The sequence below is a fragment of the Planctomycetia bacterium genome (genome assembly GCA_021413845.1).
Taxonomy (GTDB): Bacteria; Planctomycetota; Planctomycetia; order Pirellulales; family PNKZ01; genus PNKZ01.
Genome location: JAIOPP010000006.1, coordinates 188,638 through 205,737, shown reverse-complemented (window position 1 = coordinate 205,737; position 17,100 = coordinate 188,638). Strand labels below are relative to the sequence as shown.

The window sequence follows — 17,100 nt, the reverse complement described above, 5'->3', positions numbered from 1 at the left end:
GGCGACGTTTTACTGCGCGGGCACCGGAATGCTTACGCGCAGCACGCGCGGATCGCGACCGGCGACGAACCACTCTTTGCCGTCGGCCGAGTAGGCCACCGAGTAGGCTACGCTCAAGGGCAACTGTTGGTGATACAACAGCGCACCGCTCGAGGGATCCCAGACGAAGAGTTGTCCGGTTTCGTCGAGCGTCGTGAGGCGCGAGCCGGTCGGGTTGTAGACCGCTTGGCAAATCGTGGCGTTGTGCCCACGCAAGGTTTGCGCGAGGGTTTGTTTGGCGGCGTCCCAAAGTTGCACGACTCGGCCCGTCCCGGCCAGCGCCAGCATGTTCCCGTCATTCGAGAAGCCGAGCGTGCGGAGGTTGCCTAGTTGCGGATCCGTGCGCTCGTGGACGGGTTGTCCGTCGAGCCCCCAAACCCGTAGCGTGCCGCCGCTCGTCGCCGAGGCGAATTGCTCGGCGTTGCGAAAGGCGATCGCCGCGACTTGGCCGGGATGTCCCGCACCGGCCGTGGCTTGCTCGCCCGTGTCGGTCTTGAAGATGCGGGCCGTCTTATCGCCGGAAGCGATGCCGAGCAGCTTGCCGTTCGCGGAGAAGTCGAGACCGTAGACGGGGCCCCCTTCCTTCGCGAAAGTAAACTTCGCGGCGTTGGAGGCGGTGAGCCAACGCTTGATCGTTCGATCCAAACTCACGCTGAGCATCACGCGGTCTTCATCCGTGAGGCTCACGGCCACGACGGCGTCGGTATGACCATGCCCTTGCTGCGTGAGTTGGAGCTCGGCTTTCCCTTCGGATTGTAGAAGGGCGTAGTTGCGAATGATTTTGTCGTTGCACGCGACGACGATTCTGGCCGCCTCGGCTCCCACGGCCAGCGAGCGAATCGGGCCGGGCACGGTAGTCGAAGCGAGTAGAGTACCGTCCGCGCACTTCCAGACCTGCAGCTTCGCGTCGTCGGTGCCGGCCGCGAGGAACTTACCATCGCGGCTGACACCTAAGGCCTTGATCGAACCTGCGGCTCCGGCAAACTTCCGCGCGACTTGGAAGGTGTCGGTCGCCACGGCGACGGTCGCCCCCTTCTCTCCGCCGGCGAATGCCAAGTTTTCTTCGGGTGCGATCGCGACCTGGCCGACCGGCCCTTCGAGCGCCGAGGCGACTCCCAGCACGCTCGGTGTCCAACGACGTAGCGTCCGATCGATGCTCCCTGTGATCAGCGACTTGCCATCGGGCGACAAGGCCACGGACAAGACCGGGCCCGTATGGCCGATCCAATGTTCGCGTTCCTTGCCGGTGGCGACATCCCACGACCAAACCATGTTGTCGTCGCCACCGGCGACGATCTGTTTGCCATCGGCAGCGAAGGCCACGGAGCGAATGCCGGCGGCATGCGTGATCACGGACTTGGCTGCGATCGGGGCATCCGGTTGCGATTCGTTCGGAGCCGTTCGCTCCCAGATTTGCAATGTCTTATCGGCACCGCCGGCGACGATTCGTTGACCGTCGGCCGAGAGGGATACGCTGGTGACCGCGGCGGTGTGACCGCCGTAGCTATTCACCTTTTTGCCGTCGGCGACGTTCCAAACGGAGACCAGCTTATCGGCGCCGGCCGAGACCAATTGCGTGCCGTCCGGCGTAAAGGCTACGCCGGCGACGCCGCCGACATGCGCCGACCATGCGCGCAGCAACGACGGCGTGAAGAGGTAGCCGTTGTTATCGCTTCCGGCCGTGACGAGGCGTTGCTTCTCGCCCGCAAACACCACATCGAGCAACACCGCCGGAGCAGTGAAGTCTTCGAGCAAACGCCCATCGGCGATCGAATACAAACGCAAATGTTTGTCGGCCCCACCGACGGCCAGCTTCTGATCGGTGTCGTAAGCCACTTGCGATACGCCGACCGGAGTCGCGATCGTCTGCAAGAGCTTGGCGTCGGCCAGATTCCAAACCCAAACCGTAGGCTGCGCCATCGTCGGATCACCGCCGGCGGCTACCCGAGCGCCGTCGGCCGAGACGGCCACGCTGCGCACGCCGGTCGGAGAACCACCGAATTGACGGACGAGCTTCCCTTGGTCGTCCCACAACTTCACAAGCTTGTCTTCGCCGGAAGTGACGAACTGCGCACCATCACCGATCAGGGCGAGATCGTAGATCTTTGCGGGATCGGCCACGATCAACCGCTCGGCGGCGATCGGCCAGCGGGCGATGGTTTTATCTGCCGAGACGGAGAAGATGCGCTTGCCGTCGGCAGACGAAGCGAGGCCGGAAACAGCCGCCTTGTGGCCCGTGAATCGCTGTAGGTCTCTTCCGCTCGTCAGATCCCACACGTGTACCAAGAGATCGTCGGCATAGCCGGCGATGCGCGTCGGATCGGCCGTGGCGACCAAGCCGCGCACCGGCACGGTAAGCGTGATGGTCGCACCGGCGACCCCGTCGCTGACGTTCCAAGTGCGCACGGTTTTGTCGGCGCTTGCCGAAACGATCTTCGCACCGTCGCCGGTGACGACCACCGACGTGACGATATCGGCGTGTCCCGCCAGCGCTCGCACGAGCTTGCCGTCTACCGGGTTCCAATGCCGCAAAGTCTTATCGGCGCCGGCGCTGACGAGGCCTTTTCCATCGGGCGTGAAGGCTAGTCCCTGAACGGTTCCGACGTGCCCGCTCAACAATGCCGTTCCGGCGAGCGATTGCAGGTGCAGTTTGTTATCGGCCCCGCCGGTGACGACGGAAACTCCATCGGGCAAGAATGCGACCCCGCGCAACACGGCCGGAGCGATGACATCTTCCCACACGCGCAGCTCGGCGACATGCACGATCCGCAGGCGATTGTCGGCGCCGGCCGCGACTAAGCGGAGCTTATCGGCGCTATAGCTGAGGTTCGACACGGGAGCTCCGAGCGGCAGCTTCTTTTCCAACTGCCGATTGTCGAGCCGCCAGAAATAGAGCTGGGCATCGTCGCCGCTCGCCGCCAATTGGGCTCCGTCGCCGCGCAGCGCAATTCCGCGCACCGGGGATGTGCAGTCGGCGAGTTGTGCGATCGGTTTACCGGCCGGATCGGTCAGCTTCACCAACTTGTCGATGCCGCCCGACGCCACGACTTTGCCGTCCGGCGAGATCGTCGCATAGGTCGCACCGACGGCGTGAGCCGGTTCGTTGAACACCACGGCCAGCGGCACGCTGCGCACTCGGCCATCGGCTGCGGCGAAGTGAACGGCGAGATTGTCTGCCGAGAACGCGAGCGCCGTGACAGGCTTGGTCGCGTCGGCGTGGCGTTCGATCACCCGTCCCGCCGGCAAACTCCAAATGCGAACCATGTTGTCGTCGGCGCCCGTGGCTAGCCGACTTCCATCGCTATTCGGACGGAGAGCTCGCACTGCGACCGGATGCGTCAGCGTGGAGATCAGCGCAGCATCGGCGAAGTTCCAGACGCGAACGGCCTTGTCGACTCCACCGGCGAAGACCTTGGTGCCGTCCGCGCTGATCGCGATGCTCGTCACGACATCGGTCGGCCCGGCAAAGGGACGCAGCAGCTTTCCGTCGAGCGCGTTCCAGAGCTGGACTTTTTTGTCCGTACCGCCGGTGAGCAGGCTCGCGCCGTCGGGCGTGAACGCCACGCTGGTGAGTGAGCCGGTCGGGGCGGGCCCTACGGCGGCGGGGATCGACCAGTTGAGCCGGAGCGATTCGATCGCAGCTTGGCCGTCGGACCAGCCGACGACGAGCGTACGTTCGTCGGGTGCGAGGAAGCTCACGCTCGTCGGCAGAATCGTCGCTCCCGGCGACAACGTCTCCAGTAGTTGGCCCGTGACGGCATCCCAAACGCGGAGCGCGCCGTCGTTCGAGGCGCTGGCAATTCGGGTGTTCTTCGAGTTCCAAGCCACCGAGCCGACCGGTTGCGCGTGGCCCGTATGAGTCGCCACTAGTTTTCCGTCGGCCAACTGAAACACTTTGACGAGTTTGTCTTGGCATCCGACGACCAGCAACTTGCCGTCGCCGCTCACGGCCAAGCTCGTCACCGGCGCGCCGGCGTTGATCGTGGTGCCGGGCTTGCCGTCGGTCGCATTCCATGTTCGGACCGTGGCGTCGGTCGAACCGGAGACGACGAACGCACCTCCGAAGACGGACGCCAGAGCCGTGACTGGTTGCGTATGACCGGTAAGAGTTTGCAGCGGCTTGGCATCCGTGGCGCTCCAGATTTGAGCGAGCTTGTCGGTTCCCGCGCTGACGACGGCCGCGCCATCGGTCGTGAAGCTCACGGCCGAGACCGGCGTCTTATGCGCTTCGTAGATCGTGATCTGGCGACCATCGGCGGCGTTCCAAACTCGAACCGTGCCGTCGACGCCGGCCGTTGCGAGTTGCGTGCTATCCGCTTTCCAGGCGAGCGCCGTCACGGCACCCTTGTGCCCTGCCAGAGGGCGAGCCACCTTGCCGTCGGCGGCGGTCCAAAGTTGTACCCCGTCTTCGGTTGCCGTGGCGATCAGCTGGCCGTTCGGGCTCGCAGCCAAGACATTGATCTTCTTGCCGGCTCCGGACAGCGGACGAGATGGTAGCGGCGCGTTCCAGAGGCGAAGCGTTCCGTCGGCTCCGGCCGTGGCTAGTTGGCCCCCCTTGGGATGGAACGCTACGCCGGCGACGGCACCCACATGTCCGCCCAACGCACCGGCATCGGCACCGGCATCGGCACCGTCGGCGGCTTTGTAGAATTGCACGCTGCCGGAATCGTTTCCGACCGCCAACAGGCTTCCGTCGACCGCGAACGACAAGGCCGTCGATTGGTTAGGCAGGGCCTCTTTCGCATGATTCGCTTTCCCGGTCGCCACGTCGACGATCGTTAAGGATTTGTCTGCCGAGGCCACGGCCAGAAGCTTGCCGTCGGTCGTGGTCGCCATGGCGGCGACCGCTACCGGGCGTTCATGCAAAGTGCGCAGCGCGACGGTCGGCAACTTCCACAGCGCGACTCCGCCGTCGGCACCGCTCGACACGAACTGTTGTCCGGCGGTGTCGAACGCGAGGCTGGTCACTGCGGCATCGTGTGCGCCCCACGAGGCCAACGGTGCGCCGTCGGCCGAGTTCCAAACCCGAATCATCCCCGTCGCATCTCCCGTCACGACCTGCTTGCCGTCGGGTCGCACGGCAACCGTGTGAACCACGGCCGTTTGCGTCGGTACCGTTACCGTCGGCTTGCCGTCGGGGAGGGTCCAGAGCTGAACGGTCATGTCTTCCGCAGTGGAAACCATCAGCTTGCCGTCGGCGCCGACGGCCACGGCTTTGATGGGCTTCGCGTGGTGAGTGAACGATTGCGGCGCGATCGGATGTCGCCATAAGCGAACCGTTCCGTCGAGGCCCCCGGTGGCGACTTGCGGCAAGCTCGGATGCACCGCGATGGCCGCGACCGCCCCTTCATGGCCGGCGAGGCTTCCGCGATCGACGCCGTCGGCCGCGTTCCAAAATTTCACGCCGCCGAGATTCGTCGCTCCGGCCAGCAATGCTCCGTCGGTAGTCAATGCCAAGCCCGTAAGCGGTGCGGCGGCCGCCGCGTACTTTTGCGCTTCGGCGCCGGTTTCGGGATCGAGACCCACGGCCGCACCGTCGGTGCCCCCTGCGACGAACAAGCGATTCGCGCTCAGCACTACCTTCGGAGCGGTGGCTGCGGCAAACGGCCAAGTCTTCGACGGAATCAGGGGCAGATTCCAAATCCGCACGGTGCCGTCGTCGGCAGTCGACACAAGCTGTTTGGCTCCCGCACGAAACGCCAAGCCGGTGACCGGCAGCGTGTGACCTTCCAGCAAACCTTGCTCTACCCCATCTTTCGCTGCGAAGACGCGGATCGCGCCGAGCGCGTCGCCGGTTGCGAATTGTTGCCCATCGGGCCCGAGCGCCACGCGTTGCACCGGTTGTAGCTGCGGCGCCTGAGTTCGCACTAGTTTACCGTCGGTCGGCGACCACAGCTTCACGCTCTTATCGGCCGAGGCGGTGGCGAAGACCTTGCCATCAGCGCTCGCGGCGACTGCTTGCACCACACCGGCATGGCTGGCGAGCGTGATGGTCGCCGTCGGCGCGTTCCACAGGCGCAAGGTGCCGTCGGCGCCTGCCGAAGCGATGGTCGTACTCTTGGGCTGAAAGGCCAGCGACGACACGGCTCCCACATGGCCTGCCAAGGTGAATCGATCGGCACCGTCGGCCGTTTGCCAAAACTTGATCGTTCCCGTAGCGCTTCCGGCTGCGGCAAGGATTGCAGTTTCGTCGAGCGCTACGGATGTCACCGGCCCGACCTGGCCGGCCAGCGCACGGGCCAACTTGTTGTCGGCCAACGTGACGATTTGGACGATCTGGTCGTTGCTGCCGCTCAAAATGAACTTGCCGTGACTTGCTATGGCGACCGCGTTCACTTGGTCTCCATGTCCTGGAATCGAAACCGGCGCCACGACGGGCCAACGGAGGAACCGCACGAGCCCATCGGTGCCTCCGACCGCAACGAGTTGGTCGCGAGCCCGAAACGCCATCGAGCTGATCGGCGCCGTAGACACCAGCCCGCTCGGCTGAGCCGTGTCGAGTTGCCAACTACGAACGCTGCCCTCTTGCGAAGCGGCCAATATCAGTTTCGTCGCAGGCACCATCGCCACGGCGACGGGCTCGCCGGTGATGCCGCCGAAGTCGCGAACCGCGGCGTTGGTCGTGACGTCCCATAGGCGCAACGTCTTCCCTTGATCGACCGTCAACACTTGGTTGCCGTTCGGCGACACATCCATCGCCAACGGAACACCGGGAACCCCTGCCAGACCGGGAGGCGAAGTTCCGGTCGGCAGCTCGAACAAATGCACCTTGCGGTCTAAGCCGCCGGTTGCCAATTGCTTGCTGTCGCGCGAGATCGCCAAGCTCAACGCCGGGCCGGCGTGGGCCGGGATGGAGCGAATCAGTTGACCGCTGGTAAGGTCCCAGACGTTGACCGTTCCGTCGATGCTCGCGCTCGCGGCCGTTTTGCCGTCGGCCGCAGCGCGCACGGCATACACCGCTTGCGTGTGCCCTTCGAGATAACGAATCTGTTCCGGCGGCGCTTGGCCGAAAGTCGACGCGCCTCCGCCTAACGTCACGAGCCACATGAGTACGGACCAACGCTTCACGGTAACCTTCGGCATCGTCTCGATCCTCTTATCCGGCATTTTCTCGGCGCCGAACCTGAAACCAACCCAGGTTCGCAACGACGCCATAGTAACAACCCGCCGCGCTCGCCGCGTCTAGCTCGGGAGAAAATAGTCGCAGTTTTCGTCTGCCGCGACAGCGAGGTTTTCCCGGCCGTTAGGCGCGGAGATCGGCGTATTTCGGCGAGCGGCCCCCATTTCCCGCCCAGATGCGGGAGCCCGATCCTCGCCGTAACGTGCGCGAGCGGCGACGTCGCTCGAATCTCTTAAGATTCGTCGACGAGAAGCGCGCCGGTATCGAGCGCTAGACTTGGTCTGCGCTAAACTTCGTTCAGCATGGTCTTCGCATCGCCGAACGTCTTCGGACGGACGTCCATCTTGTCCATCATCGACATAAACAAGCGACACAACTGGCGGTCGGGCTTGTCTTTGTAGTCGAGCACTCGGCCACTCTGGATGCGGCCTCCCGCGCCGCCGAGCACGATGACGGGAAGCTGGTCGTTGTCGTGCTTCGCGCCGGCCATCATGCTGGAGCAATGCAGCAGCATGGTGTTGTCCAACAGCGTGCGCGAACCTTCTTGAATGCCGTCGAGCTTGCGCGCGATGTAAGCCAGCTGCTCGATGAAAAACTGATTCACCTTCAGCCAGTCTTCGCCGTCGGAGTGGGACAGGAGGTGGTGAATCATATAGTCGATGCCGTGGCTCGGCTGCTGCACCGAAGGCAGATTCGGAAACCGGAGCGCGCTATGATCGTTGTTGAGCTTCAGCGTCGAGATGCGCGTCGTATCGGTTTGAAAACCGAGGACGAGAATATCGCTCATCAGCCGCATGTGCTCGGCGATGTCTTGCGGAATGCCGTCGTCGGGACGTTTCATGTTCGGCTTGTCGAGCGTCGGCCGCCAACCTTGGAGTTCGCCGCGCTTCCCGGCATTCGCGATCCGCGTTTCCACGTCGCGCACGGAGTCGAGATACTCGTCGAGCTTCCGTTGGTCGCCGGTGCTGATGTTGCGGCGCAGGTCTTGCGCATCGGCCAAGACGGCATCGAGCACGCTCTTGTCGCCCGGCGCGACTTCATCTTTGAAGAGGCGATCGAACGCCAGCGCGGGATAGAGCTCGAGCGGCGTCGGGGTCGTCGGCGAGCTCCACGAAATGTGAGAACTGTAGAGCATCGAGTAGTTCTTGTGGACCGACGGATTCGAGCGCTCGCAACCGAGTACGAGGCTCGGTACTTTCGTCGAACGCCCGTAGGTTTGCGCGAGCAACTGATCGAAGCTCGTGCCGGAACGTATCTCGCCCCCCGAGGCGATCGGCGCACCGGAGAGCAGGTTGCCCGTTTGGGAGCTATGGATGTTCCCTTTCCGCGCCTCATCGTGAAAGAGTCCGCGCACGAACAAGAGCTTTTCTCGGAAGTCGCCGAGCGGCGTCAGCACTTTTCCGAGTTCCATCCCCTTCCCTTCTCCTTTCGCCCACCATTCTTTGGAATGGAAGCCGTTGCCGGAGAACAACACCGCCAACCGCACGGGCGCTTCGCTCGCCGGCTTGTTGCGCAGCGGTTCGTCGCCCCAGACGTTGACCGACTCCAACCACGGCAAAGCCATGCTGACGCCGATTCCGCGCAGAAACGCACGACGCGAGAAGTGGTGGATATTCATAGCGAGGCCGTTAAGGTGAATGGCGTTACTGAGACGAATGATCGGCGACGAACTCTCGGCCGCGGACTTCCCGAAACTGCGGGCTCCCGACGACCAGCTCGATCGCGATACCGACTTTATACTCATCGGCTTTCAAGCGAGCGAGCATCGTTTCCAACAGCGGTTTATCGGAAAGCTGCACGCTGCGACCGAGCGCATAGCCGAGGAGCTTGCGGCAAAACTGACGGAGAAAATCCTCGCGGCGCTGCTCGAGCAGATACTTACGAAGCCCTTCGAGCCCGTCGAATTGCGTACCATTGGCCAGCTTCGCAGCCGTGTCGATCGGCAACCCGGCGGAATCCTTATCGCGGGCGCGGCCGATCGCGTCGAAGCCCTCGAGCGCAAAGCCGAACGGGTCGATCCGCTTGTGGCAAACCGCGCATTTCGCATCGCTGCTATGCCGCTCGATCAACTGGCGTTCGGTGAGCCCCGCGGGCGTTTCCTCGGGCAGCAGCGGCACGTCTTTCGGCGGACGCGGTAGCTTCTCGCCGAGCACGACTTCGCTCAGCCAATTGCCGCGCAGAATCGGGCTGGTGCGCGATGCGCCGCTTTGCTTCGCCAGCGTACTGGCGAAACCGAGGATGCCGCCGCGACCTCGCGCGCGTAAGCCCTCGACGCGTTGCCAGTCGTTCGACTTGACGTCGATGCCGTAGTGTTTTGCGAGCGCGCCGTTTATGAAGCCATGGTCGGCATCGAGTAGCGACAACACGGAACGATCGGCTTGAAATAAGTCCATAAAGAAGCGAACGGCTTCTTCCTGCATGTCGCCGCGCAGCGCTACGAAGGTCGGAAAATGGCGCTCGCTTTTTTCGTCGAGCGTTTCGAGATCTCGCACATGGAGCCACTGGCAACCGAACTCCGTCGCCAGCCGGCGTGCCTTGGGATCTTTAAGCATGCGGCGCGCTTGCGCGAGGAGAACGTCCGGCTGGTGCAGAGTCCCGGCCGCCGCGAGCGAGCGAAGTTCTTGATCCGGAGCGCTCGACCACAGAAAATAGCTCAACCGCGTCGCCAATTCCCAATCGTTCACCGGCGCAGCCTTCAGGCCCGGCGCCGCGCTCTCGCCGCGATATAAGAACGCCGGCGCGACGATGACCCGCGCGATCAACATGCGCAGGGCCGTGGCGTGCGACAGTTCTTGTTTGCGGAGCTTGTGGTAAAGCCCGCGTAACTCGCCGAGCTCCGAGCTCGTCAGCGGACGCCGCCAAGATTGCGCGGCAAACTCAAGCACCGCTTGCAATTGCTTCGGCTCGACTTCCACGCCCCGTTTCTTAAAGGCCTCGGCTGCGCGTAAGATCGGTTCTCGCAGCGGCTCGAAAGCGGCCGGGTTCGCATCTTGCGTAGCGAACTGGTACAGCTGCTCGAACACATCCACTTGCTTCAGCGGAGCCTCGCTGACGAAGAGGAGATCGTCCCACAGCCGATCCAACTCGGCCGCTTGAGCGTCGTCGAGCATCAGGCGTTTCAATTGCTCGTCTTCGCGATGGAAGAGCGTGAGCGTCACCACTTCATCCACCGGCACGATCTTCGTGTAGCACAGCGCGGCGGGAAACAAGCGGCGGAAATCCTCGAAAGCCGCTTCGAAGCGCTGCCGCGCAGCGCTGCCGTCGTTCACGATCACCTGAGCCCCGTAGCTGGTACGCAGGTTGTTGTCCGACCACGCACCGTTGACCGACTTCGTCTCGGCTTTGGTCGCTGCGATCTCCGACAGCCGCTCGGGCTTCGTCGTCGAGACCTGCATCTGCACGCTCCCCTCCTTGCCGTCTACGGGATGCAGCTTGCCGTTGACGACTAACTCCGCCCCTTCGACGAGCGCGGCCGGCAATCGCACCTCGATCACGGCAGGGGCCTTCACATACAGGCTCAGCGGATCGACGCTGCTGCCGCCGGGATGCTTGCCGTTCATCTGCTTGCCGAACAACGCGGGATCGAGCCCGTAAGGAGAGTCCGGGCCGGCATCCGAATGCACCTCCGTCGCACGAAGCGCCGCAGAGAGCACTGGACCGTTGAACGCGAGCAGCTGATCGTAGAGGACGCGATCCGGCGAGTCCGCTTCGCCGAGAACTTTCGCAGGCATTCCTTGCCGCAACAGTTGCTCCAGCTGCTGCGCAAGCCGTTGTCGTTCCGCGCCATGCTCGGATCTGCGCCATTTCGCCAGCAACGAACCGCCGGGCACGGTAGAAGTCGAACCGGCCGTCGGCGGTTCCCCGAAGAAATGCCATACGTCCTTGTTGCCATGACCGTCGTCGTGGGGATTGCCGGCCAGGATGTTCGGTGCGATGTCTTTCGCAAGATTCCATTCTCGGGTTCCATCGTGCAAGGCGAGGTCGATCGCGGTGAGATCGCAGACGTGACTCCCATCGCGCGGCCCGATGACCACGGCGACGACATCTCCGGGCAACACGCGAACGTTTTCGAAACGTCCCATGTCGATCAACGTCGCCCCTTTGGTCACGCCGGCGGCCAATTGCTCGCGCGAATGACCACGACGCACCTCGAGTGCCCAGGTGACCCCGTTGCCGCACTCCGGATGCGCGTCTTGCACGCTGCCGCCGATGCGCAGCGTAGCTGCCGTGGGGCTGCGCCAAGCGATGACCACGGCCAGCTTGGGCGACGGATGAGCGGCCACGCCATGCGGTTTCATCGTGCCGGGAACGCGGACGGAAACGTCCGACGAGTTTGCGGTCACGGAAAGAGCATCGGCCCCCGACCAACCTTGCACGAAAGCATATTCGGGCGATGCCTGAATCTTCTTCACAAGCAACGCTCCGAGTTTCACGGAGCCCGAGGAGCCGATGCCGAGGTAGTCGAGCCAACCCGCCAGCAGCTCGGGCTCGACACCGTGGGTCTGCGCTAGTTTTGCCGTATCCGTGCGCGTGTGCGAAGCGTCGGCTTCCGCGGCGGCGGCAAGGCATTTCGCGGTGCTCGCAATCACAGCTTCGCGGCGCTGGGCAAGTCGGCGTGCCATCGCGCGAACGTCGCGCAAGGGAAGATCTGCGCGACCCGGCGCTACGAGCCTGGCATTCTCCCAAACGGCGAAGTCGTTTTCGTTTCCGTCTCCCGCATCGCCGGCGGAGAGATACAAAGTCAGGTCGCCGCCGCCGGCGGGAACGGCCGGCTTCCACCTGATTTCATGTTGCGAACCAAGCGGATTAACGGGCTCTTGCCAGCCCTTGGGTCCGTTCTTCTTACCGATATGTCCGACGCTGGCGAACCGCCACAGCGATTGCTGCCAAGCTTCGATATCCGTGGCCGTAAGTGTTCCCGCGCGCCATTTCAGGCGGAGCGAGTCGAGCAGCAGCGAGGGTTTGGTGTCGTGAAGCATGGCCCACAACAGGCCGAGATACTTCGCGTTCAAGCCGTGTTCGCGAGCTACGTCGGCGATGCTCTTAGTGCCGCCGGCGAGCGCGGTTCGTTCGGCGAGCAGCACGGCTAACGACTTCTCAAGCGGCAGCCGACCGCCGGCGTTCGTATCGAATTTGACTCCCTGAAGATTCACCGACGAGGCGCCGCCGGTCGTACTAAACCGCGCATAGAACTCGCGGATCTTCGCCAAGCTCTCGTCCGTCCAATCGCGCGGGCTCGTCGTGGAGGAAAAACGGATTCCATTCGGCAGCAAGACGGCGTGCTCCGCGATCCCCTTGGCCGAGTCGAGATATTTGGTCAACAGAGCCGGCGACATGACGAGCGCTGCGCCTGCATTGGTAAAGCCCTCGCCCGCCGCCCCGTCGATCGGGAACTCCTTCGCCGGGTCGAGCGACTCGACGCCCGTCAAATCGCGAAGCGAATAGGTGTATTCGACATTGGACAACCGCCGTAGCACGACCGCGCCCGGGTCTCCGGCATTCGCCAACGCGATCTCGTCCAGCTTCGCTTGGGTCCACGATGCGAGCTTCGTCTTCCGATCGGCCGGCAACTGCGGCTGATCTTTCGGCGGCATTTCCCCGCTCGCAAGTTGCTCGAGCACTCCTTCCCAAATCTTCGGTTGCTTGGCTACGTCTGCGGCAGACTTGAACTGCTCTAAATCCAGTTCCCCTTTCTGTAGCTTCGTCGAATGACAACCGACGCAGTATTCGCGCAGCAGAGGTTGAATCGTCGATTGGAACGCATCGTCTGCGCGCGCCGCGGAACAGACGAGGGCCGTAAATAGCGCGAGCGAAAAGCGGAACGGATCGGGCATCACACTACAGGCTCCGAGCTCGGTGTCTGCGTAACCGTGAAGAGAATTCGATGCCCGCCATTCTACACGCCGACGACGGCCGTCGCCGGCGCTTTCATTTAGCGCGTCGCCTCCCAGATTCTTGCCGCGCCGTCGTGGCCGGCCGAGATCAGGCGATTGCCATCCGCGCTGAAAACCACGGCGCTGACCGGACCCGTATGTCCTGAGAGGGTCAGCACCTCTTGACCGGAGTCGACGTCCCAAAGTCGAACGGTCTTATCGCGGCCGGCAGTCGCCAGTCGGCGGCCGTCGGGACTATACGCGACGGAAAGAACGGAAGCGGCATGTCCGTCGAGCGTCCACAGCAGTCGGCCGCTTTCGATGTCGAAAATTTGCGCCGTGCCGTCTTGCGACGACACGGCGAGCTGCCGACCATCGGGACTATAGGTGACGCTGTGCAGCGCTTTGTTCGGAACCGCCGGCGTCTTCATTCCGCTCCCGTTGATCGTGTCCCAAAGCATAACGCCGCTCTCGTCGGCACCGATGGACGCGAGTTGCTTGCCGTCGGAACGAAAAGCAACCGAGACCACCGCCTGTTTGTGACCGATCAAGTTTCGGACTTCGTTACCGGTGGCGAAATCCCAAAGCTTCAGCTCGGCTTGCGATTCGCTAGGCTCACCGCGACGAAAGGGGTCGCCGGCCGCCGAGGCCAGCCAGCGGCCGTCGGCGCTCAGCGCGATGCTGTTGATCGGAAGCTTGTGTCCGTTCCAAACGGCCTTCTGTTTACCCGACGCGAGATCCCATACCCGAATCGTGCGATCATTTCCGGCGGAGACGACATAGCGGTCGTCGGGGCTAAACACGACCGACGTAATGCGACCGACATGCCCTGTGAAGCGATGCACCCGTTCTTGCTTGCGGTTCCACACGTTCACGATCGAACCGCTGCCGGCCGTGGCGATCCATTGAGAGTTCGGGCTACACGCCACGCATGAGAGTGGCGCGTTCGGTTCCTCGGCCAATACGCGCGACTCTTGGCCTAGAGCGGCGTCCCAAATCTTCACATCGCCGTCGAGGTGCGCCGTCGCCAGATGCGCTCCGTCGGGCGAAAAGGAGATCCCGGAGACGGCGTAGATCCCACCTTGAATAAGCAGTTCGTTACCGCCGTTCGGGAGATCCCAGATGCACGCGGTCGCATCTTGCCCACCGGAAGCAAGCCGCTTACCGTTGGGACTGAACGCCACGCCGTGAACAAAGTCCGTATGCCGCTTGAATACGTTCAATTGTTTTCCGTCGGCGACATTCCATAAGCGTACGGTCTTGTCCCAACCGGCCGAGGCAAGTCGGGTGCCGTCGGAGCTGAACTCGACATCGGCGACTTTGCCTTGATGCCCTTCGAGTGTTTGAAGTAGTTTGCCGTCGGTTGCGTCCCAGAGGGTGATCGTCCCACGCTCGAAGCTCCCCGCCGCGAGATGTTTCCCTTCAGGGCTATAAGCCAGCGACGAGAAGCCGCCGGCATGGGCATTCAGCGACGGTAGTTCCTTACCGGTCGCGAGATCCCAAACACGGATCGATTCGTCGTACGATGCGACGGCCAAGCGCGAGCCGTCGGGATGAAAGGCAACCTGCCAAGGGACAAGCTTGATTTCGCCGCTGCTTACGACGAAGGTGTTCAAGAGCTTGCCGGTGGCAACGTCCCAAACTTTAACACCATCGGCCGCGCCGCCGGCCGAAACCACGCGCGTTCCGTCGGCACTAAAAGCGACGTGGTTGAGCGAGTCTTTATGGCCGCGTAGGGAATGCAATAACCGCCCATCGCTCGCATTCCAAAGCTTGAGCAAGCGGTCGTCGCCCCCGGTGGCGATCTTCAAACCGTTGGGACTGAAGGCCACGGCCCGCGCGCCGGAGGGATGAGCACTCGGAGCGAGAGGCTCTTTGAGATTCAATCGCTCCGAGTGAAAGCGTCGCTCCCAATAAAACCATTCGAAGCCGCGCAAATCGCGGCGCGGAGGGGGCAGCAGGCCGGCTCGCAATTGCTCCGTGCTCCATTCCAGCGGATCGATGCGCGACGGCCGCCCTAATCCTTCCAGCACTTCGCGCATTCGATGCGCTTCCCAATTCCGCTGCACGAGGTTCATCCGCGCCGCATAGAGGCTCCGATCGCCGAGTACTTTTTCCGCCAACAGCATATTCGACGCCTGCAGTGCAGCGTCCGCTTTGAGATCGGCCCGAAGTTTTTGTTGCTGTGCCAAGTCGGCATTCGCCTCGGCCCGCAACTGCTCATGTCGAGCTTCCTCGGCGCTACGCCGGGCCGCGGCAGCGAAGTATGACGACACGAGCATGCCCAGCACCAGCGACACGGCGACCGTCGCCGTGAGCCCGGCGATGAGCGGATTGCGGCGGCACCAGCGCGCCGTCCGTTCCCAGCGGCCGACGGGTCGCGCGAGAATCGGTTCACCGCGGAGCCAGCGATCCAAATCGTCGGCGAGCGCCGCCGCTGAGTCGTAGCGGCGTCGCGGATCTTTCTCGAGGCACTTCAGCGCGGTCGTCTCCAAGTCGCGATCGATCCGATGCAACGTCGTGCTTGGGCGTTCGGGATCTTGCGAAACAACCTGCACGATCGTTTCCATCGGGGTCGCCGCTTTGAACGGCGGCCGACCGGCGAGCAACTCATAAAGGATCGCACCTAAACTATAGACATCGGCCGCCGTCGAAAGCTGTTTTTCCCCTCGGGCTTGTTCCGGGGCCATGTAGCTCGGCGTGCCGACGATCGCGCCCGATTGCGTGAGGTCGCTGTCTCCTTCGACGCGCCTGGCAAGACCGAAATCGGTGATATGGGGTTCGCCGTCGCGATCGATCAAGATGTTGTTCGGCTTGAGATCGCGATGCAGCACGCCCCGCTGATGTGCATGATGCACGGCACGAGCCGCTTCGGACATCAAGCGAATGCCGACCGTCAGATCTTTTTGCAAGCGCGGAAGTTCGCTGCGGAGATTGCTCCCCTCGATCAGCTTCATGCTGAAATAATGTCGGCCTTCATGGACGCCGATTTCATAGATCGGCACGATATTCGGATGATCGAGGTTGGCCGCATGCTCGGCCTCTTGCTGAAAGCGATCGACGTCGGCTTTCGAAGCAAATTGTCCGGCGAGGATCATCTTCAAAGCGACGAGCCGATTCAACGACAACTGCCGAGCCTTATAGACGACCCCCATGCCGCCGCGAGCGATTTCGGCCAGCAGTTCATAGTCGCCGAAGTAGCGCACGCGATGGTCTTCGACGTTCGGAGTCTCGACGAGCCCGACCGTAGGATCGTCGCCCGAGGAAGACGAGCCCCTGCGGAGCGGCTTCGCGAGCCGCTCGATCTCGTCGTGGTTGCGGAAGAACGACTGTAGATCGTCGGCCAATTCCGGATGCGCTGCGATGAGCGCTTGGCGATCGACCTCGATGCCGGCCTCGACCTGACGGAGATACTCCGCCAAGACGCGCTCTAAGCGCTCTTCAGGCGACGAGGTCGGGTCCGATGAGAAAGCGTTCATGACTGGGTTTCCGACGACATGAGTTCCCGCAAGCGCTTCAAGCCGCGATGCAGCAGACCGGCCGTCGCCGCATCGGTTCGACCGAGCGTGGCGGCCACTTCGGCCAAAGGCCAGCCATGCAAATGATGCAGCATAACCGCCTGACGTTGGGCCTCGGGAAGCCGCTCGAGCGTGCAAGCCAAGAGCAGCAAGTCTTCGTTGCGGCTAGCTTGCCGACTGGGAGAGGCTCCCTCGGCCGGCAACATGGCCGCGAGTTGCAACGACGAATGATCCATGGCCGCTTCGAGCGAGGTTTCACGTCGCACATCGCGCTTGCCGCGCCGTAGGGCTCGCAGCGCATCCTTAAGATTGTTGGCGAGCGAGCGTCGCAACCATGCGGCGAGTCCGTCCTCGTTGCCTTGGAATTGGCCCTGCTTGGCATGCGCTTCCAGCAGCGTTTGCTGCACGACGTCCGAGGGATCGAGCTTGCTTTGAGCCCGCCCGTCGAGTTGCAAGCGGGCCAAAAGCAGCAGGTACGACCGATAGCGGTCGAGCGGCAGGTCGGGGTGGGGCGACGGGGTGTTCATGAGCGATTCCTAGCATATCAAGC

At 63.1% G+C, this 17,100-nt stretch carries 5 protein-coding genes; all 5 read right to left on the bottom strand.

Going from position 1 to position 17,100, the window contains the following annotated elements; translation table 11 throughout:
- Positions 1–9: 9 nt before the first annotated feature.
- Positions 10–7,122 carry a hypothetical protein gene (locus K8U03_01235; protein MCE9603506.1) on the bottom strand — a complete coding sequence of 2,371 codons (7,113 nt, stop codon included), beginning with the start codon at positions 7,120–7,122 and terminating at the stop codon, positions 10–12.
- A gap of 323 nt (positions 7,123–7,445) precedes the next feature.
- The gene (locus tag K8U03_01230; GenBank protein MCE9603505.1) at positions 7,446–8,777 is read right to left on the bottom strand and encodes a DUF1552 domain-containing protein; all 1,332 of its coding nucleotides are present in this window, start codon (positions 8,775–8,777) and stop codon (positions 7,446–7,448) included.
- Positions 8,778–8,802: 25 nt separating this feature from the next.
- Entirely contained in the window at positions 8,803–12,993 is a 4,191-nt protein-coding gene (locus tag K8U03_01225; GenBank protein MCE9603504.1) for a DUF1592 domain-containing protein, read from the bottom strand.
- Between the two features lie 98 nt (positions 12,994–13,091).
- Positions 13,092–16,511: a serine/threonine protein kinase gene (locus tag K8U03_01220; protein ID MCE9603503.1), complete on the bottom strand. Its 3,420-nt coding sequence runs from the start codon at positions 16,509–16,511 to the stop codon at positions 13,092–13,094.
- Positions 16,508–17,077, bottom strand: a complete 570-nt coding sequence (locus K8U03_01215) for a sigma-70 family RNA polymerase sigma factor (protein MCE9603502.1) — start codon at positions 17,075–17,077, stop codon at positions 16,508–16,510. The genes K8U03_01220 and K8U03_01215 overlap by 4 nt, the downstream gene beginning before the upstream one ends.
- Positions 17,078–17,100: the final 23 nt, after the last annotated feature.